Source organism: Micromonospora echinaurantiaca (genome assembly GCF_900090235.1).
Classification (GTDB): Bacteria; Actinomycetota; Actinomycetes; order Mycobacteriales; family Micromonosporaceae; genus Micromonospora; species Micromonospora echinaurantiaca.
Genome location: NZ_LT607750.1, coordinates 3025115 through 3049691, shown reverse-complemented (window position 1 = coordinate 3049691; position 24577 = coordinate 3025115). Strand labels below are relative to the sequence as shown.

Below are 24577 nucleotides of genomic sequence, written 5' to 3'. Positions count from 1 at the left end.
GGCCACCGTCACCATTGCCGCGCCACGGCAATGGTGACGGTGACCCATCGACGACCCGGCCGGGCCGTCAGCGGCCGTACGCCTCCAGCAGGCGCAGCCACACCTCGCTGACCGTCGGGTACGCGGGAACGGCGTGCCACAACCGATCCAGCGGAACCTCACCGACGACCGCGATCGTCGCCGCGTGCAGCAGTTCCGCCACGTCCGGACCGACGAGCGTGCAGCCGACGATCACCTGCCGATCCTCGTCGACGACCATCCGGGCGTGCCCCTGGTACCCATCGGCGTGCAGGGCGGCTCCCGCGACGGCGGCCAGGTCGTAGTCGACGACCCGGATCCGCAGCCCGGCGGCCTCGGCGGCGGCTGCGGTCAGCCCCACCGACGCGACCTCCGGGTCGGTGAAGACGACCTGCGGCACGGCCCGCTCGTCGGCGGTGGCGACGTGCCGACCCCACCGGCCATCCTCGACCGCCTCGCCCCTGGCCCGCGCCACGATGACGTCACCCACCGCGCGCGCCTGGTACTTGCCCTGGTGGGTCAGCAGGCTGCGCCGGTTGACGTCACCGGCGGCGTACAGCCATCCGTCGCCGATCACCGCGCCGTCGCCGTCGACGACCCGCAACGTGTCGTCGACCGTGAGCCAGGCGCCGGGCTTCAGGCCGATCCGCTCGAGGCCGATGTCCTGCGTGTTCGGCGTACGGCCGATGGCGACCAGGAGTTCGTCGGCGTCGACCCGCTCGCCGTCGGTGAGCGTGATGTGCACCGTGCCGTCGCCGTCGCGGGTCACCGACGCGGCCTCGGCGCCGAGGCGTACCGACACACCGGCTGCCCGCAACGACTGCGTGACCCGCTCACCGACGAACGGCTCCGCCTGCGGCAGCACACCGTCGCGGGCCAGCACCGTCACCACGGATCCGAGACTCGCGAACGCGGTCGCCATCTCCGCCGCCACCACGCCACCACCGATGACGGCGAGCCGACCCGGTACCGCGCTCGCGGCGGCTGCCTCCCGGCTGGTCCACGGCGCCACCTCGCGCAGCCCGGCGACGTCCGGGACCAATGCGCTGGTTCCGGTCGCGACGACGACCGCGTGCCGGGCGGTGAGCGAGGTCGAGACGCCGTCCTCGCCGGTCACCTCGACGACCCGGTCGGAGCTGATCCGGCCCTGGCCGCGATACAGCGCGATCCCGGCCGAGTCGAGCCACGACACCTGCCCCTCGTCCGACCAGTTCGCGGCGAAGGCGTCGCGACGGCGCAGCACCGCGGTCGCGTCCAGGTCGCCCGTCACCGCCTCCCGCGCCCCGGGCAGCCGACGTGCCGCCCGCAGCGCGGTCGCGCTGCGCAGCAGCGCCTTCGTCGGCATGCAGGCCCAGTAGGAGCACTCACCACCGACGAGTTCCCGCTCGACGATGGCGGCGGTCAGGCCGCCCCGCACGACCCGGTCGGCGACGTTCTCCCCGACCGGCCCCGCGCCGATGACGACCACGTCATACGTGGCGTTGTCCATGTCAGTTGGCCCTGGCGGCGCGGCCGAGGCGGATGGCCGAGATGAGGAAGAAGATGCCGCCGGGGATGGCGTAGCCGATCGCGTTGGTCAGCACCGGGTTGTCCGCGGCGGCGGTGGCGATGAACGACCCACCGGCGAGCATCGAGATGCCGCCGCTGATGATCATCGGCCACTGGCCACCCATCCCGCGGCGGGTGACCCCCACGATCAGCTGGACCAGCCCGGCCACCACCGCCCAGGCACCCCACACGCGCAGGACCGCCGGGATGCCGGACGCGCTGGCCACGGCCAGGCCGACCGCAGCGAGCAGGCTGACCGCGACGTTCACGTACAGCAGGGTGGGCGATCCGGTGGCGCGGGACGTGCGGGCGTCGATGACGGCGGCGGCGACGTCGAACAGCGGGTAGAGCACGAGCAGCGTGACGGCGAGCGGGCCGAGGTGGGTGGCGGTCGTGAACATCACGAGGGCCCAGGCGATGGCGAACGCGAACCGGACGAAGTACAGCCGCCGCAGGGTGGACGCCGTCGTCGAGATGCCGGGTGCGGCAAGGGTGGTCATGGTCATCCTTTCGGTGGCGAGGGGGACCGCGACCAGCAGGGCCGAGGCTCGAACACCACGCGGTAGAACGAACGTTCTGTCTCGCCCATGATGCCGACCTCGCCCCGGCCTGTCAAGACAGAACGTTCTACCCCCTTGTGACTGGGTGCGCGCTGGCCCGCCGTGCGAGGAGCGTGCCCGGATGTCCCGCCCGGGCCGGATGCGCCATCGCGCCCGGTGAGAAATGGCTGAAGCCGACGGACGAGAAGCAAGACCGAACGTTCTATCGCTAACATGGGCTCATGGCACGTAGCGAGACCGGCGTCCGACCGTCCGAGGCGCGACAACGGCTCCTCAACACGGCGACCAGGATCTTCTACGGGGAGGGGATCCATTCGGTCGGCGTCGATCGGATCATTGCCGAGGCGAAAGTGACCCGGGCCACGTTCTACCGGCACTTCCCGGGCAAGGAGGATCTCGTCCTCGCCTATCTGAAGACGGCCGATCAGGCCATCCGCGACCAGGTGGAGACGGCCTTCGCCGCCGGCCTACCGGCGCCCGAGGCACTCCGGGCCGTTGCCGAGGGGATCGCCCGGGACATCCAGTCCACCGGCTTTCGCGGCTGCGCCTTCCTGAACGCCGTGGCCGAGTATCCCGACCCCGACCACCCCGTGCACCAGGCCGTCCTCACGCACCGGCAGTGGTTCCTCGACACGATCAACAACTTGCTGGCGGGCATCCAGGAAACCGAGGCCGAACCCGCCGCGCGGCACTTCGTCATGCTCCGCGACGGCGCCATGGCGGCCGGCTGCCTCTTCGACCGGGCGCTGATCTCCGAGACCTTCCTCCGCGGCGTCGAGGGACTCATCCGAACCCACGCCGCACGCCAGCCATCCTGAGCGCGTCCCGGAGCGGTCACGCTCGCCCTCGCTCATGCCTGCGTAGAGCTATGACGAGATCGTGGGCGTCCTGCCCGGGTCGACGGCTCCACCGACGTCGGGCACCCACAGCGCGACACCGTAGTGTTCGAACAGCGGGAGCGTGAGCCGACCTGGTTGCTGTAGAAGGCGCGCTGGGGCTCTCCGATGACGACAGCGTCGAAGCCTCGGTGTGGGTCACGGCGAGCAGGCGGGACGCTTCGCGGCGCCGCTTCCACGGCAGTGAGCGGGACAGGCCAACGACCGACCATGGCCAGCGCCCGACTGCGGCGGATGAGGACGGCGGTGGCTTGGGTGGGTGGCCAGTTGGGCCGTAACGCCTCACGCCAGCCCGCGTGCAGCTCAGGGTCGGCCCCGGCCCCTTCCACGACGACATTTGTCCAAGACTGATAGTCGGCAGCCCATGCATCATCCCCTACATGAGTGAGCACGACGTTGAGCAGTCGCAGGCGATGCATGTGGTCCACGACGGCCCGCGGCAGGCACCGCCGCTGCTGCTCATCCATGGATCGGGGTTCTCGGGCGGCTCCTGGAGTCCGGTGGTCCCGGCACTCGCCGGCTACCATCACGTCATCCGGATTGACCTCCCGGGCTGCGGCCAGTCCCCGCCCGGGCTGTCATACGACGTGTCCGTGCAGGCGGGCCGGGTGGCGGCGCTGCTCGACGACCTCGGCCTTCGTCGGGTCGCCACGGTCGGGCACTCCAGCGGCGGGTACGTCGCCACCGCGCTTGCCGAACAGCGCCCCGACCTGGTGGGGTCGCTCGCGCTGATCAGCACCGGCCCGAGTCCCGATGCGTTCCTTCGGCAGCCGGTCCTTCTTCGGGCCCTGTTGGCCCCGCCTCTCGGCCCACTGCTCTGGTTGACGCGTTCGAACGCGATGATCCGCAGGGGGATAAGCGTGACGTGCGCTCGCCCCGTGGAGGTCCCGGACGACTTGGTCGCCGACCTACGAAGCATCACCTACCGGGCGATGAGGACGGTGCTGCGCCGCAACACCGCGTACATCGCCGAGCGAAGCGTGCCCGAGCGTCTCGCCGCCCTCGATGTCCCCGTCCTGGTGATCTTCGGTACCGCCGACCCCCGCTGGGAGCCGTCGTCGGCACACCAGTACGACACGGTGCCGAACGCGCGGGTCGAGCTGCTGCCCGGCGTCGGGCACATACCCATGCTCGAGGCTCCCGAGATGACCAGCGAACTGCTGCTGGGCTTCACGGCAACGGCCGCTGACACCCTGCCCGTGATCCCTCAGGCATAGACTGGTCACATGCTGTCGACCGGGACGCCACCCGACTGGGCGTTGGTGGAGGTCGCAGTCCCGCGCCCGTCAGCTCGGCTGCCGGGGACCACCATGGCCGGGTTCCGCCATCGTGCCCCCGCACTGGTGGACATCGCCATGGTCGCGCACCCAGCCGTCACGCTGCTCATCGACCTGAGCGAGGGGGAAGGCCTCGTCTACGACACCCCTGGCCGGCACGAGCGCGGCAGTGTCGTCGTCGGGCTCCTGCCTGGCAATCTTCGGGCAAGTGGACGGGGGCTCGGCGAATGCCTCCAGATCCGGCTGGAGCCGGCCGCGGCGGCTGCGGTGCTCGGCGCATCGACCGAACTCAGCGGGACGGTGGTATCCCTCGAAGATGTTTGGGGCCGCGATGCCGGGCGAGCCGAGGACAAGCTGCGCGCCGCCGCGTCATGGGACGAACGGTTCACGATCGCGGTGGAAATCCTCGGCCGACGGCTGGGCGCCCGCCCACCGGTCGATCCGGAGGTCGCCTACGCCTGGCGGCGGACGCTCACCAGCCGGGGGCGGGTACGGGTCGACGGCCTGGCGGACCAGGTCGGCTGGAGCCGCAAGCGCCTGTGGTCCCGCTTCCGGTCCCAGCTCGGCATCACACCCAAACGCGCCGCCCAACTGGTGCGGTTCGACCACGCCGCCCACCTTCTCGCGACGGGACACGCCCCCGCCAGCGTTGCCACCGGAAGCGGCTACGTCGACCAGTCCCACCTCCACCGCGAGGTCAAGGCGTTCACCGGGCTTACACCCACGGCCGTGGCCGTCGCACCGTGGCTCGCGATTGACGACGTTGCGTGGCCGGCTTCATCGCCAACCCGGAGCCCTGGAACGGGTGGCGAACGCATCCCCGACCTTCATTGAACAGCCTGCCTGCCACGATGTGGCACCACGCGCGCCGCGCAGATTGAGAAAGCAGATTGAGAAACACGCCGTATCAGGGCAGTTTCCGTCCGCGGCCGCTGCAATAGCGAGCGCAGAGCGCACTCTCATCGGCTACATGTTCATTGCCCTAGGACCGCGGCCCGGCCAGGCTTCGGTCTAGACGTCCGGGCTGTCGCTCTCACATCGGCTGCCCACCTTGCTGTAGCTCTCACTTGACCTGCGCAGTCCCGGGCGTCGCTCCAGGGCAGGGAGAGGCTCAAGAGGGCCTTGCGCAGCTCGAAGTAGCGATGCCGGCGTGGTCGGTGCCGAAGCGACCGCCGCCCAGGACGGTCTCGTCGCTGGTCATCACCTCCAAGTGGCCGAGCGTCTGTGCGGGTCCCATGCCGATGACCACACGCTGCGATGGATTCACCTGGCCCTCTGTTGCTCGATTCGACAGTTTCATTGAGCTGGGAGGGCCAGCGTCCCTTGGTTCTATTGCGGTGTCCACCAACGTTCACCGGGTGTCCGGTGGGTGTTGTGGATCCTCACCGTTGGGGTGAGCGACTCCCCACCGTCGGGTGGTGGGGCGGGGCCTCCGCGGGCCAACTGATCCTCGCGCCGCCCGGGGGTGGGTGGAGCTGCGAGAACGGTCCTCCGACGTCCACGCTCGTCCGCTGACGTCCGCTCCGATCGTCACTCAGTTGGTCACTCACCTTGCTGCAGGCGGTGCTACAGCGGAGCCGGTCTTGACGCCCACACCGCGGGGAAGTCCCCGGGCGCGGGTGCGGTGTGGTGCAGGTCACGTCGAGTCGGGTGCGCGAATGTCGATGTGCGGCGGCGCCGAATCGACCTATCGGTAGGTGGAAGGGGGCTGATATGAGGGAGGAAGCCCAAATGAGCAAGGTCATCGTGGACATCAGCATGTCTCTGGACGGGTTCGTGAATGCGTCGAACGTCCGTGCGGAGGAGCCGATGGGCGACGGCGGTCTGGTACTGCACGAGTGGGCGTTCGACGGCGACGACCGCGACCGGGAGGTTCTCGGTGGAGGCGGCGCCGGCGTGGGAGCGATCATCACCGGCCGACGCACCTACGACCTGTCGGTGCCGTGGTGGGGCGCGGACGGCCCGTCCGGTCCCGCCCGGGTCCCGGTGTTCGTGGTGACCCACACGGCACCCGCCGACGTCGTCGAGGGCGGCGTGTACACGTTCGTAACCGCTGGGCCCGAGCACGCGCTGCGCGAGGCGGCCACCGCTGCCGACGGCCGCGACATGTGTGTGATGGGCGGCGCGGACCTGATCCAGCAGTATCTGCGCGCGGGCCTGGTGGACGAGATCTCCATCCACCTCGTGCCTGTCCTGCTCCACCACGGCACCCGGTTGTTTGAGCACATCGGCGACGACCACATCCGGCTCGTCCCCGGCGAACCGGTCGGCACCGCCAAGGCGGTCCACCTGCGCTTCCGCGTCCTTACTCGGTGAGCCGGCGCGACCGTGCGACCGGCGGGACATAACCGAGGTGTTGCCGCTCGCCGATCGCCTTTTAACACAGCGAGCGGCTCGACTGAGATCGAGGCATGGCGACACTTCGCACTCACACCTGGGCTCGCCGCCCCGGCGCTGCGGCGCCGGGCGGCGGCTCCGAAGGAGCCCGTTGCCGGCCGGCAACATCCTGTGGGCTAGCACTTCGCCGGCAGGCGGGTCACCGTCCGGCTCGACCGGGTCTGATGCAGCTCACCGCTGACGGCGTACTGCTGCGCAGCCTGCCCAACCCCCTGACAGCCGCCGAGATTTCCCGCATCCGCGATGCCCGCCCCGCCGAACCGCCACCGCCAGCCCGCGTCCCATCCGGTGCCGGTCTAACGTCGCGTCAGCTGCCGAGGAACCCTGGTCATCGCCGGCCAACGCATCCACGTCGGCATCGCCCACGCCGGATCGACTGTGACCGTCGAAGCCGCCGACACCACCTTCCGCGTTCACGACGGCGACCAACTCCTCACCGAAGCCCCGCGCACCACCGTCAAGCTGATCGCCCGATTCAAGGTCCGCTCGTGACCCTGACGCTCACGGCTGGCACAACACACCCTGGCGGCTGGAACCCGACCCCGCCGAACTCCAAGCCACCGCACTAGCCGCTGGGGGCGCGATCGAGGGGGCAGGCCAAATGAGAGCCACACGACCAGCGTGAGCAGCCGATGAGAGAGCGACAGCCCGAGCGCGTGGACCGAGTGGACCGATGCCTGGCCGGGCCACGGTCGCAGGTGAATGAGGTAGCCGACGAGCATGCGCGTCGGGTCCGGTCAAGGACGAGAGACGACGGCGGCATCCGTGATCAAGCTGGGTGCCGAGCATAGACGCCACCGTCGTGCTGCTCAGCGAGTCGCCTGTCCTACCTGCCGAGAAGGTTCCGGTGCGATGGATGCGGTCGTCAGTTGCGATAGCGGAAAAGGATCCGGCCGCGGTCGAGGTCGTACGGGCTGATTTCCACGAGCACGCGGTCAAACGGCAGGATCTTGATGTAGTTCTTCCGGATCTTCCCGCTGATGTGTGCCAGCACCTTGTGCCCGTTCTGGAGTTCCACTCTGAAGGTGGCGTTGCGAAGACACTCGAGAACGGTGCCCTCGAGTTGGATGCCGCCGTTAGCCTTGCCCATGTTTTCTAGTACTCGCCGACGGCCAACGTTGTCACGCCCGGCGGGGGTGGCGCCGAGCCGAGTCCGGTGATCCGCGGGTCGGTGGGCACGACGTACTCCCACTCGCGGCGGCGGGGCGCGAAACCGGCTCGCTCCCACTGGACCATCAAGTCGAGGTCGGCCTCGTCGACGACGGTGTACAGCGGCCTCGGCAGGTCCGCCAGCATGGTGTCGGCAAGCCGGTCGAAGACCGCCTCGTGCCATGCGTCGATGCTGAGAAAGAGCCGCCCGTCGGGACGGTGGGATACCTCACCGCGGCCGACCACCTGGTCGTCCTCCAGAGCGTGCCATTGCCACTCGGCGATCCGCGTGGCGGCAACGGCATGCTCGCCGGTGCCGTTGAACAGGTGTGCAGAATCCATAGGATGTCGCCTCTCGGGAGTGCCTTGTCCAGACGCTCCCGGGCGACACCGGCATCAATCGCCAGACCGTGACGACGAGGGGAGCACCCACATCGATACAACGTTCACGGTGCTCACCTCCTCGGGCAATGCCACGGCCGGACGTCAGGCTATCGACGCGTACGTGTCCCGTCATGCTCGGCCTGCGCGGGGGTCGCGTCCGGCATAGGATCGAGGTCCATCATTAGCGCCTGGCCGGGGATGGTTGTGCGAAAAATCCTGCTGCTTGTCATCGCTCTCACTATGACCGCCGGATGCTTTGTGGGACCGGCGCTCTCGGATGGTGTCGAGTTGGTTGACATGACGGCAGATGACCTGATTGGGGTGTGGCAGAGCGATCAGCGAGGCGGCGTCATCGAGTTCACGGCGGACGGGGACTTCTACGCCAGCGACGCGGGCTACATGTTCGTCGGCTTCACAGACGTCCTCCCGGCCGGCTTCGACGTCAAGCATGACAAGGCGCCCGGCTCCGGTCAGTGGTCGATCGGCAAGCTGCTGGGGCATTCGCAAGGGCCGAGTGGGTTGATTGATCTTCACTTCGACGTCTTGGCGAGGCGCCCGACGGCGGGGGGCAACAGCGTCGAGGCGCAGCGGTCTGACGGTGCGATCGTTCTCGTTCACTACATCGGTGACCCCGACGTCAACAACACCGTCGTCTACCGCAAATGCCAGACCGGCTGTCACCGCATAGCGCCAAAACGTAAGGGCCTTGGCAAGCGGATCGACGTCACTTCCGATCAACTCGTCGGGATGTGGAAAGACACCAAGCGAGGCTCGACGATCGTCTTCGATAAGAACGGCGGGTTCCGGGGCGAGGACTTCTCCTACCTGTTCGGGGGAAACCGGTTCGCGCTCCCGGCGGACTTCGACCGAGTCCATGATCGGGCATCGGGAGTGGGGACGTGGAAATTGGAGCGTCCGCAGTGGGACCCCGCCGGGCCGCACAGCAACGTCCACCTTTTCTTTACGAACGTTGCCGGGCAACCGACGCACACCGGCAGCCGCCCCATGCAGATCTTCGCCACAGGCCCTTCGCTGGCGCTTGTCAACTACAGCAGCGACCCATCGGTCAACGAGCAGCGCACTTACACCAAGTGCGGAGCCTGTATTTCATGACCAACAGAGCCACGGCTGTGGGGCCACCACTACTGAGGCGACTTGCACTCACATGCCGCTGGTCGGGTGCCCCATGTTGCGGGCGTGCTGCATCGAGCAACGCGGGCGCGGAGTCCAGAAAAGGCGGATGAGCATGCAGAGCAAGCGGCGGCTCGACTGATCATGCATCGATGGCGCCCGACATGCTGAGAACACGACCAGGCATGCTTGGCTTGTGAGCGACTCGTTCATCCGCCTGATCCCGACGGACCCGGGCTGGCAGCCCGCCCACGACGCGGCCGCCGCCGTTGCCTACGTTGCGAGCTTGTTCTCGGGCCCCGACGACGCTGTCGACGAGGTGGGAACCAGTTCTACGACCGGATGACCCTCATCGACGCCGGCGAGAACACCAGCCAGATCACGTGCTCGCGCTGCGGTCGGGATATCGGTCTGGACTGGCTCGGGGACGTCGTCAGGGCAAATGGCAGCCTGAGCTTCGACCATCTGGACGTGACGGTGCCCTGCTGCGGTGCGGTCGTACCGCTGAACAGCCTGCACTACGACTGGCCCATCGGTTTCGCGCGGTTCGAGGTGAGCGCCATGAACCCGACTCGATCGCAATACGAACTCGACGCAGAGGAACTCGCCAAGACGGCTGATCTCCTCGGCCACCCAGTTACGCAGATCCTCACCCACTACTGACCGCCAGGCGAGGCAGCCGGCGCTGCCGTCGCACATCCTCAGCAGCGGATACGCGCATCTGCCGCCGTCAAGGCGCGTCGTCGGTCAAGGGCGGCTACCGATCCTGATGCACGTGGAGCGTCTACCCCGTTCGGCACGGGGCTGGCGAACTATCGAGCAGGGCGCCCAATCGAGCGGCGGATTCGTCGGTCAGACGATAGACGCCCTGGAGGCTGACGGAGCGTTCGAGACGACCGTCGACGACGTACTTCAAGGTGCGCTGTTCTCCGCGTCGGTTGCGCCGGGTCAGCGCGCCGAGCAACTCGCCGGGAACGGCGACGTCGAAGCGGATCGGCGTCGCCTCGACATGCACCGGGATCGCCCCGCATCCGCCGGCGCCGAGCATCGCCCAGTCGTCGTGACCGGGATGGGCCGGGTCGCGCCACGTTGCTGGGGCAGCGCCGCAACAGGCGCGCCGCTGCTTGTCGACGACACGGAGACGGCTCACCAGGTAGACCACGCATCGGTTGACATGCAGCGCAAAGACATCGTCGCCGACACCCACGCTGGTCCAACTGGGCAGAGACTGGTGCACCCCGCTGAACGCCACCGGCGGCCGCTGGCCGACCTGTTGGAGTGGCTACGCGGACGCTTCGCCACCGAAGGGCTCCCTGGCCTGGACAAACTCGACGATCCGCTGGAGTTCATCGACTTCGAGCCATGGGACGACGAAGCGTACTGGTAAGAGGTCTTGCTGGCCGGCGCCCAATGCGTAACCCGCCGGACACCACCGGTGGCGCATCCGGCAGGTACGGCGACGCGCAAACGGGCACACACGCTGAGCTCCATCCTGAACTGCCCGACGCATTCTCTGCCGCCGAGAGGGCGTCAGGGGCCGCACGTGCGAAACCGACCAGTCAGCCGACCGCTCGTGGCCGATGTGAGTGCGACGGTTGACCGGTTGACAGAAATCAAGCTGGAGAGTGTCGGATCTGCCGGATGCCGTTCGTAGCGTATGCAGAGACGGACGTCGGGTCCGGAGACGATCAGAGGGAGCGGACATGCCTGAGTACCTCATCTACTTCAATCAGCAGTGGGTGGGTGACCACACCGAGGAGTGGTTCCGCGGGCGCGGTCCCCTCGCCAGGGCGGTTGTTGATCAGATCAAGGCCGCCGGGGCATTCGTCTTCGCCGGGGGCCTGGAGGAAGAGGACGGCCCAGTCTTCAACGCAGACGCCACAAGCGGTGCGTTGGTCTTCACCGACGGGCCCTATGTCGAGACCAAGGAGTTCCTGGGTGGCCTGACCATCGTGGACGTGCCGGATGATGCGACCGCCCGGATGTGGGCCGGCAAAATCGCGGAGGCATGCGGCTGGCCGCAGGAGGTTCGCCGGTTCAAGCCGCGGCGCGTCTTGCAGGGATGAGATCGTCACTCGTCGGCTGAGGCTTGAGCCGAGGCGTGGCCGGCACCGGGGCGACGTCGCTGCTGCGGTATCGGCAAGGATTCGACCAGGCACGTGGGCGGTCAGAAAAGTGCCGCCCCCGGAGCCGGCCGACGAAAACGCTTCGCCGTACTCATCTGGCTTCCCTCTGTGTCAAGACACCGTCGGGAGCACGGTTGTATCCTGGGTCTCGGCGGGTCCGGGAAGTGACTTCTCCGAAGAGCCGGCTTGGGGATGCGAGTTGGTCACGCTGGAGTCAGGAGTCGTTCCCCGTTGTCCTCCTGGGCCCGCCGCTACGCCCGCGACGTCATTGAGCATGCGTCGGTAGACGATGTCGGACAGGCGACGCTTGAGGGCGCGCATTGCTTCCATCGATGTCTCGCCGGAGGTCTTCTTGCGGTCGAAGTAGGTGCGTCCTTCGGTGGGGTTGCGTAGCTGGACGGTGGTGTGCAGCACCCGGTTGATCTGTCGGTTGCCGGCGCGGGAGAGCCGGTGGCGTACCTGCTCGCCTGAGGATGCGTCGATGGGGGCGGTGCCGTTCCAGGAGGCGAAGTGGGCCCGGTCGGGGAACCGAGTGATGTCACCGACCTCGACCAGCATGCGGCGCCGGAGGGTCCGATGCCGTGCAGGTTCATCAACGTGGTGCCGGTGGAGGTGACCACCTCTTTCAGCTCCTTGTCTGCCTCCTTGGTGCGTTGGTAGACCCGTTCGAGGTCACTGATCAGCTCCGCGGCGACCCGGCGTCGGGCCTTGCCGACCGCGTCACGGGGTCTGACCCTGCCAGCAGTGCCTTGGCCTGCGCGGCGGACAGGCTTTTCCTCGCCCCGTCGGGGGACACCGTCCGGGTGTGGTCCTCACCGAGGGACCGGCGCCGGTCGACCAGGATCCGCAGCAGGGCGAGTTGCTCGTCGTTGACGACCGGGCGCAGCCCGGCCATGCGAGTGCCGACCAGCGCGATGGAGTGCGCGTCCGTGGCATCAGGGTTGCGGCCCTGCCCGGTGGCGAACACCCGCGCCCTGGCGGACAGCTTCGGCGGACATCGACGACTGCTCGCCGTCGGCCAGTAGCCGGTTGGCGATGTGCCGGCCGACGCCCTGGCAGCCCTCGATCGCCCAAACCCGGTGCGGCCACGGGCTGGCGTACTTCCTCATCGCCGTGTAGCCGTCGCGGTCGGTGTCGAACCGGCCGCCGCCGACGACGGTCTCGTCGCGTGCCATGACCTCGATCGTGGCAGGGCGCTTGTGCGGGTCCATCCCGATGACCACACGATCCGACGTGCCACTCAACGCGTCCTCCGATGCTCGATCCACCTGGGTTGTCGAGCCGGGAGGGCAACGCTACTTCGAGCCGAGCAAACCCCTGAGCCTCTCCCTGCCCTGGGGCGACGCCCGGGCCGCGCAGGCCAGATGAGAGCCACACGACCAGCGTTGGCAGCGGCAAAGAGAGCGACAACCCGGGCGCCTCGACCGAAGCCTGGCCGGGCCACGGTCGCAGCTCAATGAAACAAGTAGCCGATGTGCAGACGTGCTGTTCGACTGGTACGTCAAGCCGCACCTCGACTCCCCGTCCTTCCCAAACCGCGACGAGGCATGGGCGGACCGGCTTGCGGCGAGCGTGGACTTCCCGCTCTGCCGGCTCGACGACGACTCCGCGATCCGGGTCCGCGGCGACAAGGTGGACGTCGTCTCGACCGGCCGCTGGCGGCTGGTCGGGCGACGGTGCCGAGCCTGCCGCGCGAAAATCGGAGGACACCCGCGGTCGCCGACGGGAGGATGGCGGCATGACGATGCACGCCGACCAGCTTCACGTCGACGCGCAGACCGTCCGTCAGCTGGTCGAGGTGCAGTTCCCTCAGTGGCGCGGACTGCCGGTCACCGAGCTGCGTACGCCTGGGACCGTGAACGCGATCTTCCGGATCGGCGACGACCTGGCCGCCCGCTTCCCTCTGGTCGGTCACGACCCGGCGCAGGCCCGCGCGTCGCTGGCGGCCGAGGCCGAGGCCGCGCGTGAACTGGCCGGCGTCGCCACCGTGCCCACCCCGGAGCCGGTGGCGCTCGGGGAGCCGGGCGCGGGCTATCCGCTGCCGTGGAGCGTCCAGACCTGGCTGTCCGGCCACGACGCGACGGTCGAGGATTCCGCAGGGTCGAACGCGTTCGCCCATGACCTGGCCGAGCTCATCGCCGGGATGCGCGCCGCCGACACCCGTGGGCGACGCTTCGACGGCGTCGGTCGCGGCGGGCACCTCCCGGACCACGACGAATGGCTCGAGACATGCTTTCGGCAGAGTGAGGACCTACTCGACGTACCCCTCCTGCGGCGGATCTGGGCGGAGCTTCGGACGCTGCCCGAGGTCGACGAGGACGCGATGTGCCACCGCGATCTCATCCCGCCCAACGTCCTCGTCGAAGACGGCCGTCTCGTCGGCGTCCTGGACGGCGGCGGCTTCGGCCCGGCGGACCCGGCGCTCGACCTCGTGGCGGCCTGGCACCTCCTCGACGAGCACCAGCGCGGCATCCTCCGCCGCGAGCTCGGATGCGGCGACGTCCAGTGGCGGCGCGGGATGGCTTGGGCGTTCCAGCAGGCGATGGGGCTAGTCTGGTACTACCTCGACTCCAACCCGACGATGAGCCGGTGGGGCAGGCGCACCCTGGACCGCATCGTCGATGCCTGGGCCGCCCGAGCGAGGACGATTCCCCTCCGAGAGTCTGACCGAGTTCGGTGAGTGTGAACGCACTCATCTAGCCGCGATCCGCTCGCCGCGATTCTGGCATTGCGACTGAGCGCCAGGCGGAATCGAGGTCGAGAACGTACGCCGATTACTGGGCAACGATGCGGCGAATTGCTGCGATCCGGGTGATCCAACGACTCAGCCGAGTGATCTCGATGACGTCGCCGGTCTTCGGGGCTTGGATGATGAGCCCATCACCGAGGTACGTGCCGACCAGGGCCCGGCAAAGTCGTGACGGTGTCTGACTTGTGGGGCTTGGAGTAGAAGGACCGCTGTTGGTGGCAGCAAGACGGGCATGACCGGCTCAGAAGATCATCAAGGTTCTCTACGCCATGCTGATCGCCCGAGGTGGGTCATGTCCGCACTGCCATCATCGCTGATCTCGTCCTTGTCCTGCGCACCGGCTCTGAGCGTTGTCGAAACCGCCGGTGGGCTGCCCGAAGCGCTTGCCGGTCTGCCTGATCCACGGGCCCGGCGAGGTGTCCGGCACCGGCTGACGGTCGTGGTCACCGCAGCGGTGTTCCGTGACAGCACCGCTTCCAACCTCCCAAGCCGGGCAGTCGCGCAGCGGCGGGACTGCCGAGGTGGCGCCCAGCTGGCCGTTCAGGACGTTCCCGGCGCCTGAACATCTCGGCCTGTTCGTTGAACCCAGGTCAACGATCCTAGTTCGATCTTGGCTTGATGGATGCTGCCGGCCGCCGAAGACTGGAGGTCATCACCGCTTCGACTCCTACCGATGGGAACCCACGCATGAACATCGACAGCACCGTCGAGCCGGGCGCGCCGGCGGGCGCGCGGCCCCGAACCACCAGTACTCGAACTCGTCCAACGAACCCGTTGCTGATGGGCTGCGGTATCGCCGCGGGCCCGCTGTTCCTGGCGGCGGGCGTGATCCAGGGCCTGACCCGCGAGGGCTTCGACTTCACCCGCAACGCCATCAGCCAGCTCAGCCTCGGAGATCTGGGCTGGATCCAGGTGATGAATTTCGTCGTCTGCGGAATGCTGATCATCGCTGGCGCGGTTGGCCTGCGGCGGGCGCTGCAGGACGGGCCAGGCACCACCTGGGCACCCCCACTGGTCACCGTGTTCGGCGCCTCATTCCTGGTCAGCGCGGTGTTCGCCGCCGACCCCGGTGCCGGCTTCCCCGTCGGCACATCCGACGGCCCGACCACCTCTCTCAGTACCCACGGCGCCGTCCACATGGTCGGCGGCATGATCGGCTACCTGGCGTTGTGCGCGGCGTTCATCGCGCTCGCGCGTCACTTCTCCGCCCAGGGCCGGCGTGGCTGGGCGCTGGCTTCTCGCATCGTTCCGGTGGTCGTCGTTGCCGGTTTCGTCGGTTCGGCGGCAAGCGTCCTGCTCTTCTTCACGGGAGCGGCCCTGGGTCTTGTGTGGCTCTCCGCGACGATCGCCAGGCTCGCCACGACGACGTCGAGCAGACGGTGATCGACCGACGCTTCGACCGTCGAGCGGGCGAGCCCTACCTCAGGCCCAGCCACCGCTTCACCAGTCCCGCTGACCGTGTGGATGGCTCGGCGTTTCCGGGCTTGCGCATCGCCGCCCAACGCACTCCCACGGCCGCCGTTGACGCCCGCGTCGAACGGCGGCCGTTGAGTGACTACGACCGCATGTTCGGCCTCGATGAGGTGGCTGCGTGATGGCCGCCAAGGCCAGCCGCAATGTCGCCTCGGAGATCGCGTTCCTCACCCGCGCCCTGAAGGCGCCGTCTCTGGCCGCGTCGGTCGAGAGGCTGGCGGAGCGGGCCCGGGCCGAGTCGTGGACGCATGAGGAGTTCCTCTCATCAACAGGCAAGCAACGCCACTAGGCCGAGCTGTTCTGCCCAGGGACGTGGGACGTGGCTGGTGGGTGGATGGCCGCCGAGTGCGGTGTGAGCTCGTGGTCTGCCTCAGGCGCTACATCGTCCGCGACGTCTACACCGCCCTACGCGCCGACTTCGCCGCACTCACCCGTGCGGGTCGGTGATGACTGCGGCACTGCATCGGGCGAGGTGTGGCAGGGCGGATCGTCACGGAGGTCCGGTGGCTCGTCCAGCAGACGATCTCGCCTCCGGCGCGATCGGTGACTATGGCACAGTCGTGAGTGTGTCGTTGGACGAGCTGCCGAACTGGCTACCGGCTTGGTGTCTTGACCAGTTGGGCGGCGAACCCGCCGACGTGCTGTTCCAGTCGCGACAGGTCTCGATGGTGTTCGGTCTGCGGTTGGTCGGTGGCAGGGACGTCGTGGTCAAGGCGCGCGCCGACGGCGGCCGGGCCTCATCGTGTGTCGCGGCGCAGGCCCGGCTGGCCGAGCGCGGGTTTCCGTGTGCCCGGCCGCTCACGCTGGTGGTCGGTGTCGGTGCACTGGCCGTGCACGCCGAGGAATTCCGGCCCGGCGGCGAGGTGTTGCACGGGGACTCCCCGGACATTGCTGTGCGCTGCGCAGAGGTGTTCGCCCGGCTGATGGCCGAACTTGCCGGCGTGCCCGTCGCGCCGCCGCTGCCGAATCCGCCCTGGGTGCGCTGGGACCACACCGATTCCGGGGTGTGGCCGGCCATCGAATTTCTCGACAGCCGGGACCAGAGTGTCGTGTCCGAGCACATTGTCCAGGCGGCTGAGCGGGCCCGGGAGCGGCTGCTGGCCGCCCGCTTGCCGTACGTGCTCGGCCACGCCGACTTCGAGGCGCAAAACCTGCGGTGGCAGGGTGGGCAGGTGTGGGCGGTGCACGACTGGGACAGCCTGGCCTGGCAGCCGGAGGCGGCGCTGGTGGGAGCGGCGAGCGGGTCGTTCGCCAGTGACGGGCCGCCCACGCTAGCGCCGATCGAAAGCTCCGAGGCGTTCCTGGTGGCTTATCAAGACATACGACGGCGCCCGTTCACGACCGTGGAGTTGGAGATCGCCTGGGCGGCCAGCTTGTGGATGGCTGCGTACAACGCCCGGGAGATGGCACTGTGCGGTGGCACCCCGGCGGGCGCCGATGCGCTGCGGGCGCAGGCAGCCGAACGCCTCCGCCGGGCTAGTGCGTAAATCAGCACACGAATTCAGCGGTTTGTATCGTGTCGGTCGTGGTGCACGTGCGGACGGTATGACGGCCTCTGGGGGCGGGCGGTGCAGGTCGCGCATTCCCAGCGCCGGGGATCGCGGGACATCGTGCACGCCGGGTCCGCGCACACGGACGCGGACGTGGAGCTACTCAAGGCGGTAGCGCGGCAGCGGCTGGCCGCGGGGCAGCAGGAGTTGGATCTGTGCCTGCCGGACAGTCCGGCCAACGGGGGCGACCCGTTGCCGATCACATCTACACGTGCCGGGGATCTGCTGGACGCGTTGGGGCGCGGGTATGACGCCCTGGGGTTAGCTGCCGCTGCAGAGCAGGACGAGGTGTTTGTTCCGCGTCCTACCTGAGCTGGGGACGACCCTCGAACGGTGGCACATCTGCCAGGGCCAAGGGGAAGCCTCGACGTTGACGCCGGTGACTACCCTTCCCGGGTGGATCGTGACTCTGCCCAACCCCCCGATGACCTCCGTCCGGAGCTGTCGAACGAACAGGTTCTCTACGACGAAGCAGATATTCCTCCTGCGATACACGAGTTCGTGTTCTGGCTCGGCGGCGCAGTCAGCGGCGGCATCCTCGGGAACGCCACCTACGACGCCCTCAAGGCGGCACTCGGCGCCCTCCGCCGCAGCAAGGATGGGCCCGCTCTGAACGAGACGGAGGTGGTGGCGTTCGCGAGAGAGGCTGCCCGCCTCAGGTCGCGCCGAAACGGCGAGGACGGAAACGGTGGCTTCGAGGTCACCGCGGTTGAACAGACGGCCGGTGGCTGGAGCGTCGAACTCACGGGATCAACGACAACGCTCCGGGTGAGGCTGCCGCAGCGGCGTGACCGCAACGGAATCGTGCAAGCCAGGGTCCGAGACATTGGGTTTGGGCGAAGTGAGCAGGCCGCCCGCGAAGTGCTCGAAGACCGCTCTCGTGCATCTGGCAGCGACTAAACACCTCAGCGGCGACACACGATCGCACGCGCGGTCGCCTCGGCGCGTGCGACCAGGCCCGGGATGCTGGTGGTGATGAAGGATCCGCCTCCGGCAAGGTCGCCCACCGCGTACCAGTGGGGGTCCACGTGCCCGGAGGCCACCAGCCGTCCGGTCGTGGGCTCGACGTTCAGCCCGCCGTCAGGGTGGAGTTCGGCGGTCCCCGCGGTGAGCATCGACGCGATCAGGGCGTGGGCGCTTTCGGGGATCGAGTGCGGTGGCGGGTTGATGGCGTTGATGACGACGTCGGCGCTCCGGACGCTTCCGTCGGTGAACACCCGGAAGCCGCCGTCGCCGGGCTCGATCTTCCGCACGCCGGGGATCACGGCCAGTTGCCCCGTTTCCAGGAGTTCCAGCATGGTGGCGGCGTTGCCGGGCACCGTCGGAGAGCTGAGGCTGGCGATCGCGCGGAAGTGCCGGCCGCGCAGTACGTCGCGGTCGGTCTGTCGCAGCAGACGCCAGGCGTGCGGCCCGACGACGTGCACGGCCTGCTGGAGGAGGCGGCGGCCCATGCCGGGCGAGTCGATCAGCGACAGGTGGCGCCGCAACCGTTCGATCGGGTCCTCCGAGTTGGTCGCCCGCACCTCCTCGGTGAGCTCGGTCAGGTCCGGGCCCAGTTCGGCGTCCAGCAACGACCACAGGTGGTCGAGCGTCAACGCGTCATGCTCGCGGGCGAGGGCCGTCAGCCGGTCGGTGGTCAGCTGATTCATCGCGACTCTCGCCGGTCGCTGCCATACGGCCGGCAGCACTCCACTGCGGGACAGCAGACTGATCCGCCCCGTGTGGCCCCGCGCTGCCAGCGAAACGACGATGTCGACCGCCGTGAGGCCGCTACCGACGACGGCGACGTCCCGTTCGGGCGCGACGTCGGCGAGGGTGGTGGCAAGCGGGTAGGGGTCGCGGACGAATCCGAGGCTGCCACTGAGCCCGTAGTGATCCTGCGGGGTTCCGCATCCCACGGCTAGCACAGCGACGTCAACCATGTGACGTCGTCCGGTGTGGGTGACCAGCGTGGGCCGGTCCGACGGGAGGACCCCGACCACGCGCTCACGTACCACGTCGGCCCGCCATCCGGTCCGCCGCAGACTGGCCAGGGCGGATTCGGCGGTCTGCTCCAGGTAGCTGCCGTACACGCCACGCGGAACGATCGGCTGGCCGAGGCGCCGGTCGAGGTACGAGGCAGCCCGGTCCGCGAGCCACCGGCCGTAGTGTCCGGGGTCGCCGTGGTTGGCGGACATGATCATCGGAGGGGTGTTGACCAACACCGACTCCAGATCCGGCGCGAAGGCGCGCCCGCGCCACAGGTGCGGCGACGGCTCGAGGATCGTGAGCGCGCCCGGCCCCCGCGCAAACCGGGCCAGCGCGTCCAACAGTCCTACCGTGGACGCTCCCGCGCCGACGATTCCGATCTCCATGTGCCACCCTTTACGAGTCCTTGGTCGCCTCGTCACGACTCTCGTCGCCGTGGCCCGTGTCTCCCATCCCTCGCCGACGGGGTGCCAGGCGTGGTCGACCCCCCCCAAACGCGGGATGGGAGGCAGCGTCGCGCGGAGGCAGGCTGGGTGGTTGACAGTCGGAGAGGAGAGACCGGATGGTGCGCCACGACCCGATCGCTGAGGCGACCGACTCCCTGCAGCTCTTTTCCCGGGTCTCGGCCCGGCTCCGCGAGCGCGTCGTCTTCGATGCCGCGGTGTGGTCGGTCACCGACCCGGAGACCGGACTGGTGACTGCCCCGATGTGGGTGCAGAACCTCGACGGCGGCGCGCAGTGTTACGCCTACTGGGAATGCGAGCTGCTGGAGGAGACCGTCATACCCTTCCGCGAGCTGGCTCGCTCGGTCACCGCCGCCGGCGCGCTGCGGTGGAACACCGGTGACCTGCCCGGACGCAGCGCACAGTACCGGCGGCTGCGGGGCCAGGGTGTGATCGACGAGCTCCGCGCGGTGCTGCGCGCCGGCGGCAAGCCGTGGGGTGTCGTCAGCCTGTTCCGGAGCACGGGACGGGCACCGTTCGGTCCGACCGAGATCGATGTGGTCGTGGGCCTGTCCGCGTCACTCGGTGCACGGCTGCGCTCTCTCGCCCGCCCGCCCGTCCGCCGCGTCGGCGCTCGGCGGTCCGTCCGCGCCCGGCATGATCCTTTTCGCCCCCGACGGAACCGCCACCTCGATCAATGATGAGGCCCGGCACTACCTCGCCCTGGTGCCGGACGGACCGACCGAGCCGTCGGCCCTCGGCGTCCGCCTCCCGGTCTGCGTCGTCGTGACGGCAGCGCAGGCACGGGCGGTCGCCTCCGAACGGGACGGGCGGACCGCGCGGGCGCGGATCCGTACCCGCGACGGCGGCTGGCTTGCCTGCCACGCCTCGTGCCTCAGCGGCCCCGACGATCGTCCCGGCCCGACGGCGCTCATCATCGAGCCGGCCCCCGCCTCCGACATGGCGCCGATAATCGCCGACGCCTACGGCCTCTCGCCCCGCGAACTGGAGATCGCCCAGCACATCGCGCGTGGCCTCGCTACCACTGACATCGCCGCGGCGCTGTTCATCTCCGCGCACACGGTCCGCGACCACATCAAGGCGATCTTCGACAAGGCCCAGGTTTCCAGCCGGGGCGAACTGGTGGCCCGCCTGTTCACGGAGAACTACTGGCCGCTGCGCGACCGACCCGGCGCCACGGCCTATGGCCCCGTCTGACCGATGGTGAGCTGCCGGTCGAGGTCGATGACGTTGGCCGCAGGCCGGCCGACGAGCTCCCCGGCCATCGCCTCACCGGGAACGCGGACGTGCTGAGCTTCGGCGGTGTGTATCGCTGCCGCGGCGAGCTTGTTCGCGTGGCGGACTTTGCGCTCGCGGAGCCAGCTTGCCAGTTCCTCTCGCCCGGTTGCGATGAGAGGGGTGGGTATCTGGAACTGGCTGATGAGCATGAGCGGTCCGCGATTGGTGAAGTCGAGTGCGCGTTCCAGGGCGGGGAAAATGCCGAGCAGCCGTACCCGTAGCCGGTTGATGGTGCGGGTGCGGTCGGCCGCGAGGTCGGCGCGGTGGGCGGTGTGCATGCGAAGTTCAGCGAGCAGGGTGTCGTCGAGGTGCAGCTCACGAAGGTCGCGGCGCATGCGGGCCTGGTCAGCGATGACGGCGGCGTCCTTGGCGTCGGTCTTGCCCTCGCCGCGGTAGGCACCGGCGATGCGGTTGACTACCACACCTGGCAGGTAGAGGACCCGCTGGCCGGGCTCGAGCAGGAGCGTGATGACAAGAGCGGCCGGTCCATCGGTCAGGTCGATGGGCGAGATCACTTTCTCCGCTCCGGCGAGGACTGCGGTCATCGCCGCAGCCAGTTCGGGTTCATCGTTGGACACCCGGAGACAGCAGCCGCCGCCTTTCGCAGTCGACGACCACCAGGTGGTGGTGGCCCTTACCGGCGTCGATTCCGGCCCATGCTTGCTCGACCTGCTGCATTCCAGCCCTCTCCCTGCTCGTGATCGGGATGCCGTCGACGCGCTGGCCGTCCATTCCCTACGCAGCGATCGATGTCGCAGATCTCAATTAGCGGTCACGGCGTCGTGGAGCACCGGGTTGGCCAATCAAGCGAAGCCATCAACGGCAGAAAACTGAAAGGCATGCCCCGGTGCTCCCGGCTGCCCGGACAGTACGACAGCCCGGACGATCAACAAGGTAGGGAAAGCTGACCCCGTGGTTCCGCCGTCCGGACCCGGCTTAGCGGACGGATTATCTGCGGGTGAGCGGGCGCGGCGGCCCTCGCCCGACCGCGGTGGCGAAGCGGCGGGTCAGGATCGATCGCGTAGGCGTGCCAGCCGCTCGCGTACGCCGTCGAAGTGGGCCCGCACGGCGGTGACGGCTGCCTCCTTGTCGCCGGCGACAACGGCTTCGTGGATCACCCGGTGACGGTGCACGACCTCCTGCGGTGACTCGGTCGGCGTGCCGAGGTCCAGCCGTAGCTGGTGGTACACGTCCCAGAAGGCGCCCAGCAGCTGGCCGACGAGGGGGTTGCGTAGCGGTAGGTAGAGCACGTCGTGGAAGAGCCGGTCGGTCTGCGGTGATACGGCTCCGAGACGGGCCTCCACCGCCATCTGGTCCAGCACGTCAACCGCGGCGGTCAGATCGGCCTCGCGGTGCCGTTCGATGAGCTGGATGACCAGGCCGCTCTCCAGCGCCTCCCGGACCTGCATCAGATAGGCGAGCTGGTGGCCGCCACCGGCGGGGGTGATCCGGCCGTGGAAGGCCAGTTCGTCGACCAGGCCGCCGAGGGACATCTGCCCGACGAACATGCCGAAGCCGTGCCGGATTTCGACGATGCCCACGGCCTGCAACGCCTTGAGTGCCTCCCGGACCGAGTTGCGGCTGATGCCGAGTTCCCTCATCAGCTCCGTTTCGGTGGGCAACGCGTCGCCGACGCCGAGGCCCCGGTCGAGGATCAGTCGTTTCACCGCCTCCCGGGCTTCGGCGGCGCGACTCGTTCGCGGACGGACGGGACGGTCGGCAACGCTCATGCTCGGGGTCAACCTTCCGCTGGACATCCCATGACTTGCGTCGGCCGGTCCTTTCCGGCCGGCGCCGGGGCCGAAACATCCGGGAAACCTCAATGACTCATTCCCTTGACCCGATTGCTTCGGCCACTCTAGCCTCCATCCTAACCGGGGAGGTGGGATGTGGAACGTCCCACGTCCTAGCAGTTACCTCAGTCACCCAATCGGTAGGAGGCACCGTGAGCGCCCCGGTATCCCGCCCTCACTACAGCCGCCGCGACTTCCTGCGCTTCAGTGGGATGCTCGGCGCGGCGGCGGTGGTGACCGCCAACATCTCCGCCTGCCAGTCCGGACCGGCGTCCACCAGTTCGGTGGGTGCCGGTGCCGACAAGGACCTGGTCACCGCGGTCATCGGCTACGGCAACGACCAGAGCTGGGACCCGACGATGACGGCCTCGGCGTTTTCCATGGCCGCCAACAACCACATCTACGAAGGGTTGATCGAGACCGACCCGGTCAGCCGTGAGCCCTACCCGGCGCTGGCCACCGCGCTGCCCACCGACACCGCGTCCACCGCGTGGCGGTTCACCCTGCGCGAGGGCGCCACCTGGCACGACGGCCAGAAGGTGACGGTGGACGACGTGCTCTTCACCTTCGAGCGGGTGCTCGACACGTCCACTCTGGTCAGCTCGTTCTTCCGCGCCTGGCTGAAGGAGGTGCGGCGAATCGACGACCGCACTGTGGAACTGGTCTTCCACTTCCCCTTCCCGGACGCCCTGCGCCGCCTCTCGATCGCCAAGATCATGCCGAAGCACGTGTTCGGCGCGCCCGGCGGCTGGGACGCCGCCAAGGGCGGCAAGGCGGTCGGCTCGGGCCCCTACCGGCTCACCGCGCACAACCCGAAGTCGAACACCACCTTCGAGGCGTACGCGGACTACAACGGCCCGCGCAAGGCCCGGTTCAAGAAGATGAACTGGCTGTCGATCGTGGACAGCTCGGCGCGGGTCGCGAAGATCTCCGGCGGGTCGGCCGAGGCGCAGATCGCGGACAACATCCCGTACGCCAACATCGACCAGCTGAAGAAGTCCGGCCTCACCGTCGAGGGCGGCAAGGGCATGAACCACATGTTCCTGATGTTCAACACCGGCGCCAAGCCGTTCGACGACATACGGGTCCGCCAAGCACTGCTCTACGCGATCGACACGCAGAAGATGATCGACGTCGCGCTCAAGGGCCACGGCACCGCATCCACGAGCTTCCTCAACGAGCAGAACCCGTCGTACGCGAAGGCGAAGACCGTCTACAGCTACGATCCGGCCAAGGCGAAGTCCCTGCTCGCCGCGGCGGGCGTCACCAACCTGTCGATCACCCTGATGGCGGTCAACGTCAGCTGGATCGCCGACTGCCTGCCCACCATCGCCAACTCCTGGAACGCCATCGGCGTCAAGACGACCCTGCAGCCGCAGGACACCAGCGCGCTGTTCACGAAAATGGACCAGTCCCAGGACTACCAGGTCGTGGCCGCAGCGTCGAACCCCAACCAGTTCGGCCTCGACGCCGACCTCATCCTCCGCTACAACTACTCCCCGGGCGGCACCTGGATGAAATACACCAAGTGGGACAGCAGCGCCGAGGCCAAGAGCCTCTTCGCGCTCATGGACCAGGCCACCCGGGAGCCGGACCAGAGCCGCAAACTCGCCCTGACCCACCAGTACCTGGACGTCATCGCCGAGCAGGCCGTCCTCTACCCGGTGGTGCACACCGAGCTGATGACCGCCTGGGACCCCAAGCGGCTCACCGGCATCCGCCCGCAGGCCTACCCGGGCATCAACCTGCTGCAAGCCGAGCGCGTCTGACAGCAGGGCTGCCGGGCGGCCGGACTGTCACCGCCCGCCCGGCAGGC

The 24577-nt window shown here is 68.6% G+C and carries 26 protein-coding genes and 2 pseudogenes; 18 read left to right on the top strand and 10 right to left on the bottom strand.

The annotated features are described in order from the left end of the window. Window positions 1-67 precede the first annotated feature (67 nt). Complete coding sequence (locus GA0070609_RS13980) at window positions 68-1507, bottom strand: dihydrolipoyl dehydrogenase family protein (protein ID WP_088994210.1); 1440 nt, start codon at window positions 1505-1507, stop codon at window positions 68-70. A gap of 1 nt (window position 1508) precedes the next feature. Beyond that, a complete protein-coding gene (locus GA0070609_RS13975; protein WP_088994209.1) occupies window positions 1509-2066 on the bottom strand; it encodes a hypothetical protein in 558 nt (185 codons plus the stop codon). Between the two features lie 281 nt (window positions 2067-2347). On the opposite strand from GA0070609_RS13975, the gene GA0070609_RS13970 reads away from it, so the two are divergent. From GA0070609_RS13970 to GA0070609_RS13950, 4 genes are all read left to right on the top strand, one after another. Beyond that, the gene (locus tag GA0070609_RS13970; protein ID WP_088994208.1) at window positions 2348-2944 is read left to right on the top strand and encodes a TetR/AcrR family transcriptional regulator; all 597 of its coding nucleotides are present in this window, start codon (window positions 2348-2350) and stop codon (window positions 2942-2944) included. A 458-nt stretch (window positions 2945-3402) separates the two neighbouring features. Then, complete coding sequence (locus tag GA0070609_RS13960; RefSeq protein WP_231928749.1) at window positions 3403-4239, top strand: alpha/beta fold hydrolase; 837 nt, start codon at window positions 3403-3405, stop codon at window positions 4237-4239. Window positions 4240-4248: 9 nt separating this feature from the next. After that, the gene (locus GA0070609_RS13955; protein WP_088994207.1) at window positions 4249-5133 is read left to right on the top strand and encodes a helix-turn-helix domain-containing protein; all 885 of its coding nucleotides are present in this window, start codon (window positions 4249-4251) and stop codon (window positions 5131-5133) included. 897 nt (window positions 5134-6030) lie between these two features. After that, the gene (locus GA0070609_RS13950) at window positions 6031-6615 is read left to right on the top strand and encodes a dihydrofolate reductase family protein (protein WP_088994206.1); all 585 of its coding nucleotides are present in this window, start codon (window positions 6031-6033) and stop codon (window positions 6613-6615) included. A 946-nt stretch (window positions 6616-7561) separates the two neighbouring features. Here GA0070609_RS13950 and infA read toward each other — a convergent pair. Continuing rightward, the gene (infA, locus tag GA0070609_RS13945) at window positions 7562-7786 is read right to left on the bottom strand and encodes a translation initiation factor IF-1 (protein WP_088994205.1); all 225 of its coding nucleotides are present in this window, start codon (window positions 7784-7786) and stop codon (window positions 7562-7564) included. Between the two features lie 5 nt (window positions 7787-7791). Continuing rightward, the gene (locus GA0070609_RS13940) at window positions 7792-8187 is read right to left on the bottom strand and encodes a hypothetical protein (RefSeq protein WP_197700286.1); all 396 of its coding nucleotides are present in this window, start codon (window positions 8185-8187) and stop codon (window positions 7792-7794) included. A gap of 246 nt (window positions 8188-8433) precedes the next feature. Between GA0070609_RS13940 and GA0070609_RS13935 the strand changes: the two genes are divergently transcribed. From GA0070609_RS13935 to GA0070609_RS13920, 4 genes are all read left to right on the top strand, one after another. Continuing rightward, the gene (locus tag GA0070609_RS13935) at window positions 8434-9342 is read left to right on the top strand and encodes a hypothetical protein (protein WP_157748145.1); all 909 of its coding nucleotides are present in this window, start codon (window positions 8434-8436) and stop codon (window positions 9340-9342) included. Window positions 9343-9702: 360 nt separating this feature from the next. Further along, window positions 9703-10023 carry a hypothetical protein gene (locus tag GA0070609_RS13930; protein ID WP_088994203.1) on the top strand — a complete coding sequence of 107 codons (321 nt, stop codon included), beginning with the start codon at window positions 9703-9705 and terminating at the stop codon, window positions 10021-10023. 112 nt (window positions 10024-10135) lie between these two features. Beyond that, window positions 10136-10747: a hypothetical protein gene (locus tag GA0070609_RS33165; RefSeq protein ID WP_157748144.1), complete on the top strand. Its 612-nt coding sequence runs from the start codon at window positions 10136-10138 to the stop codon at window positions 10745-10747. Between the two features lie 316 nt (window positions 10748-11063). After that, complete coding sequence (locus tag GA0070609_RS13920) at window positions 11064-11426, top strand: YciI family protein (protein WP_088994201.1); 363 nt, start codon at window positions 11064-11066, stop codon at window positions 11424-11426. A gap of 171 nt (window positions 11427-11597) precedes the next feature. Here GA0070609_RS13920 and GA0070609_RS34300 read toward each other — a convergent pair whose 3' ends face one another. From GA0070609_RS34300 to GA0070609_RS34290, 3 genes are all read right to left on the bottom strand, one after another. Further along, window positions 11598-12044, bottom strand: a complete 447-nt coding sequence (locus GA0070609_RS34300; RefSeq protein ID WP_231928747.1) for a transposase — start codon at window positions 12042-12044, stop codon at window positions 11598-11600. Between the two features lie 121 nt (window positions 12045-12165). Continuing rightward, complete coding sequence (locus GA0070609_RS34295; protein ID WP_231928745.1) at window positions 12166-12453, bottom strand: IS110 family transposase; 288 nt, start codon at window positions 12451-12453, stop codon at window positions 12166-12168. Continuing rightward, window positions 12422-12661, bottom strand: a complete 240-nt coding sequence (locus tag GA0070609_RS34290; RefSeq protein WP_231928743.1) for a hypothetical protein — start codon at window positions 12659-12661, stop codon at window positions 12422-12424. Before GA0070609_RS34290 ends, GA0070609_RS34295 begins: the two co-directional genes overlap by 32 nt. A gap of 307 nt (window positions 12662-12968) precedes the next feature. Between GA0070609_RS34290 and GA0070609_RS34285 the strand changes: the two are divergent. The 7 genes and pseudogenes from GA0070609_RS34285 to GA0070609_RS13870 all read left to right on the top strand — a co-directional run. Further along, window positions 12969-13115: pseudogene (locus tag GA0070609_RS34285) on the top strand (Type 1 glutamine amidotransferase-like domain-containing protein); the annotation flags it as partial. 109 nt (window positions 13116-13224) lie between these two features. Continuing rightward, a complete protein-coding gene (locus GA0070609_RS13905; protein ID WP_088994200.1) occupies window positions 13225-14166 on the top strand; it encodes a phosphotransferase in 942 nt (313 codons plus the stop codon). A 756-nt stretch (window positions 14167-14922) separates the two neighbouring features. Further along, window positions 14923-15618, top strand: coding sequence for a DUF998 domain-containing protein (locus GA0070609_RS13895; protein ID WP_172899336.1), 696 nt, complete (start codon window positions 14923-14925; stop codon window positions 15616-15618). Further along, complete coding sequence (locus tag GA0070609_RS13890) at window positions 15615-15830, top strand: hypothetical protein (RefSeq protein ID WP_088994197.1); 216 nt, start codon at window positions 15615-15617, stop codon at window positions 15828-15830. Before GA0070609_RS13895 ends, GA0070609_RS13890 begins: the two co-directional genes overlap by 4 nt. Next, window positions 15830-15976 (top strand): annotated as a pseudogene (locus GA0070609_RS13885) (IS21-like element ISAau2 family helper ATPase IstB); the annotation flags it as partial. The gene GA0070609_RS13890 and the pseudogene GA0070609_RS13885, both read left to right, overlap by 1 nt. A 235-nt stretch (window positions 15977-16211) precedes the next feature. Beyond that, window positions 16212-17195 (top strand): phosphotransferase, encoded by a 984-nt coding sequence (locus tag GA0070609_RS13880; protein ID WP_231928741.1) that lies wholly within the window; start codon window positions 16212-16214, stop codon window positions 17193-17195. Window positions 17196-17654: 459 nt separating this feature from the next. Continuing rightward, a complete protein-coding gene (locus tag GA0070609_RS13870) occupies window positions 17655-18158 on the top strand; it encodes a hypothetical protein (RefSeq protein WP_088994195.1) in 504 nt (167 codons plus the stop codon). Window positions 18159-18163: 5 nt separating this feature from the next. Here GA0070609_RS13870 and GA0070609_RS13865 read toward each other — a convergent pair whose 3' ends face one another. Beyond that, window positions 18164-19612, bottom strand: a complete 1449-nt coding sequence (locus GA0070609_RS13865) for an FAD/NAD(P)-binding protein (protein WP_088994194.1) — start codon at window positions 19610-19612, stop codon at window positions 18164-18166. 176 nt (window positions 19613-19788) lie between these two features. Here GA0070609_RS13865 and GA0070609_RS33865 point away from each other — a divergent pair, with 176 nt between their 5' ends. Both GA0070609_RS33865 and GA0070609_RS33860 read left to right on the top strand, forming a co-directional pair. Next, entirely contained in the window at window positions 19789-20370 is a 582-nt protein-coding gene (locus GA0070609_RS33865; protein WP_197700285.1) for a hypothetical protein, read from the top strand. After that, window positions 20327-20887, top strand: a complete 561-nt coding sequence (locus GA0070609_RS33860; protein WP_197700284.1) for a response regulator transcription factor — start codon at window positions 20327-20329, stop codon at window positions 20885-20887. Before GA0070609_RS33865 ends, GA0070609_RS33860 begins: the two co-directional genes overlap by 44 nt. On the opposite strand, the gene GA0070609_RS13855 is transcribed toward GA0070609_RS33860, so the two are convergent. Then, on the bottom strand, window positions 20872-21546 hold the full coding sequence (locus GA0070609_RS13855; protein ID WP_157748142.1) for an IS110 family transposase: 675 nt from the start codon (window positions 21544-21546) through the stop codon (window positions 20872-20874). The two genes, GA0070609_RS33860 and GA0070609_RS13855, sit on opposite strands and share 16 nt — an antisense overlap. A gap of 429 nt (window positions 21547-21975) precedes the next feature. Further along, a complete protein-coding gene (locus GA0070609_RS13850) occupies window positions 21976-22698 on the bottom strand; it encodes a FadR/GntR family transcriptional regulator (RefSeq protein ID WP_088994192.1) in 723 nt (240 codons plus the stop codon). A gap of 215 nt (window positions 22699-22913) precedes the next feature. Between GA0070609_RS13850 and GA0070609_RS13845 the strand changes: the two genes are divergently transcribed. Beyond that, the gene (locus GA0070609_RS13845; RefSeq protein WP_231928739.1) at window positions 22914-24530 is read left to right on the top strand and encodes an ABC transporter substrate-binding protein; all 1617 of its coding nucleotides are present in this window, start codon (window positions 22914-22916) and stop codon (window positions 24528-24530) included. Window positions 24531-24577: the final 47 nt, after the last annotated feature.

Excerpts from the sequence above, each read along its gene's own strand:
- GA0070609_RS13980 (WP_088994210.1), bottom strand. The coding sequence starts at position 1,507 with ATGGACAACGCCACGTATGACGTGGTCGTCATCGGCGCGGGGCCGGTC.
- GA0070609_RS13975 (WP_088994209.1), bottom strand. The coding sequence starts at position 2,066 with ATGACCACCCTTGCCGCACCCGGCATCTCGACGACGGCGTCCACCCTG.
- GA0070609_RS13970 (WP_088994208.1), top strand. The coding sequence starts at position 2,348 with ATGGCACGTAGCGAGACCGGCGTCCGACCGTCCGAGGCGCGACAACGG.
- GA0070609_RS13960 (WP_231928749.1), top strand. The coding sequence starts at position 3,403 with ATGAGTGAGCACGACGTTGAGCAGTCGCAGGCGATGCATGTGGTCCAC.
- GA0070609_RS13955 (WP_088994207.1), top strand. The coding sequence starts at position 4,249 with ATGCTGTCGACCGGGACGCCACCCGACTGGGCGTTGGTGGAGGTCGCA.
- GA0070609_RS13950 (WP_088994206.1), top strand. The coding sequence starts at position 6,031 with ATGAGCAAGGTCATCGTGGACATCAGCATGTCTCTGGACGGGTTCGTG.
- infA (WP_088994205.1), bottom strand. The coding sequence starts at position 7,786 with ATGGGCAAGGCTAACGGCGGCATCCAACTCGAGGGCACCGTTCTCGAG.
- GA0070609_RS13940 (WP_197700286.1), bottom strand. The coding sequence starts at position 8,187 with ATGGATTCTGCACACCTGTTCAACGGCACCGGCGAGCATGCCGTTGCC.
- GA0070609_RS13930 (WP_088994203.1), top strand. The coding sequence starts at position 9,703 with ATGACCCTCATCGACGCCGGCGAGAACACCAGCCAGATCACGTGCTCG.
- GA0070609_RS13920 (WP_088994201.1), top strand. The coding sequence starts at position 11,064 with ATGCCTGAGTACCTCATCTACTTCAATCAGCAGTGGGTGGGTGACCAC.
- GA0070609_RS34300 (WP_231928747.1), bottom strand. The coding sequence starts at position 12,044 with ATGCTGGTCGAGGTCGGTGACATCACTCGGTTCCCCGACCGGGCCCAC.
- GA0070609_RS34290 (WP_231928743.1), bottom strand. The coding sequence starts at position 12,661 with ATGGCACGCGACGAGACCGTCGTCGGCGGCGGCCGGTTCGACACCGAC.
- GA0070609_RS13905 (WP_088994200.1), top strand. The coding sequence starts at position 13,225 with ATGACGATGCACGCCGACCAGCTTCACGTCGACGCGCAGACCGTCCGT.
- GA0070609_RS13895 (WP_172899336.1), top strand. The coding sequence starts at position 14,923 with ATGAACATCGACAGCACCGTCGAGCCGGGCGCGCCGGCGGGCGCGCGG.
- GA0070609_RS13865 (WP_088994194.1), bottom strand. The coding sequence starts at position 19,612 with ATGGAGATCGGAATCGTCGGCGCGGGAGCGTCCACGGTAGGACTGTTG.
- GA0070609_RS33865 (WP_197700285.1), top strand. The coding sequence starts at position 19,789 with ATGGTGCGCCACGACCCGATCGCTGAGGCGACCGACTCCCTGCAGCTC.
- GA0070609_RS33860 (WP_197700284.1), top strand. The coding sequence starts at position 20,327 with ATGATCCTTTTCGCCCCCGACGGAACCGCCACCTCGATCAATGATGAG.
- GA0070609_RS13850 (WP_088994192.1), bottom strand. The coding sequence starts at position 22,698 with ATGAGCGTTGCCGACCGTCCCGTCCGTCCGCGAACGAGTCGCGCCGCC.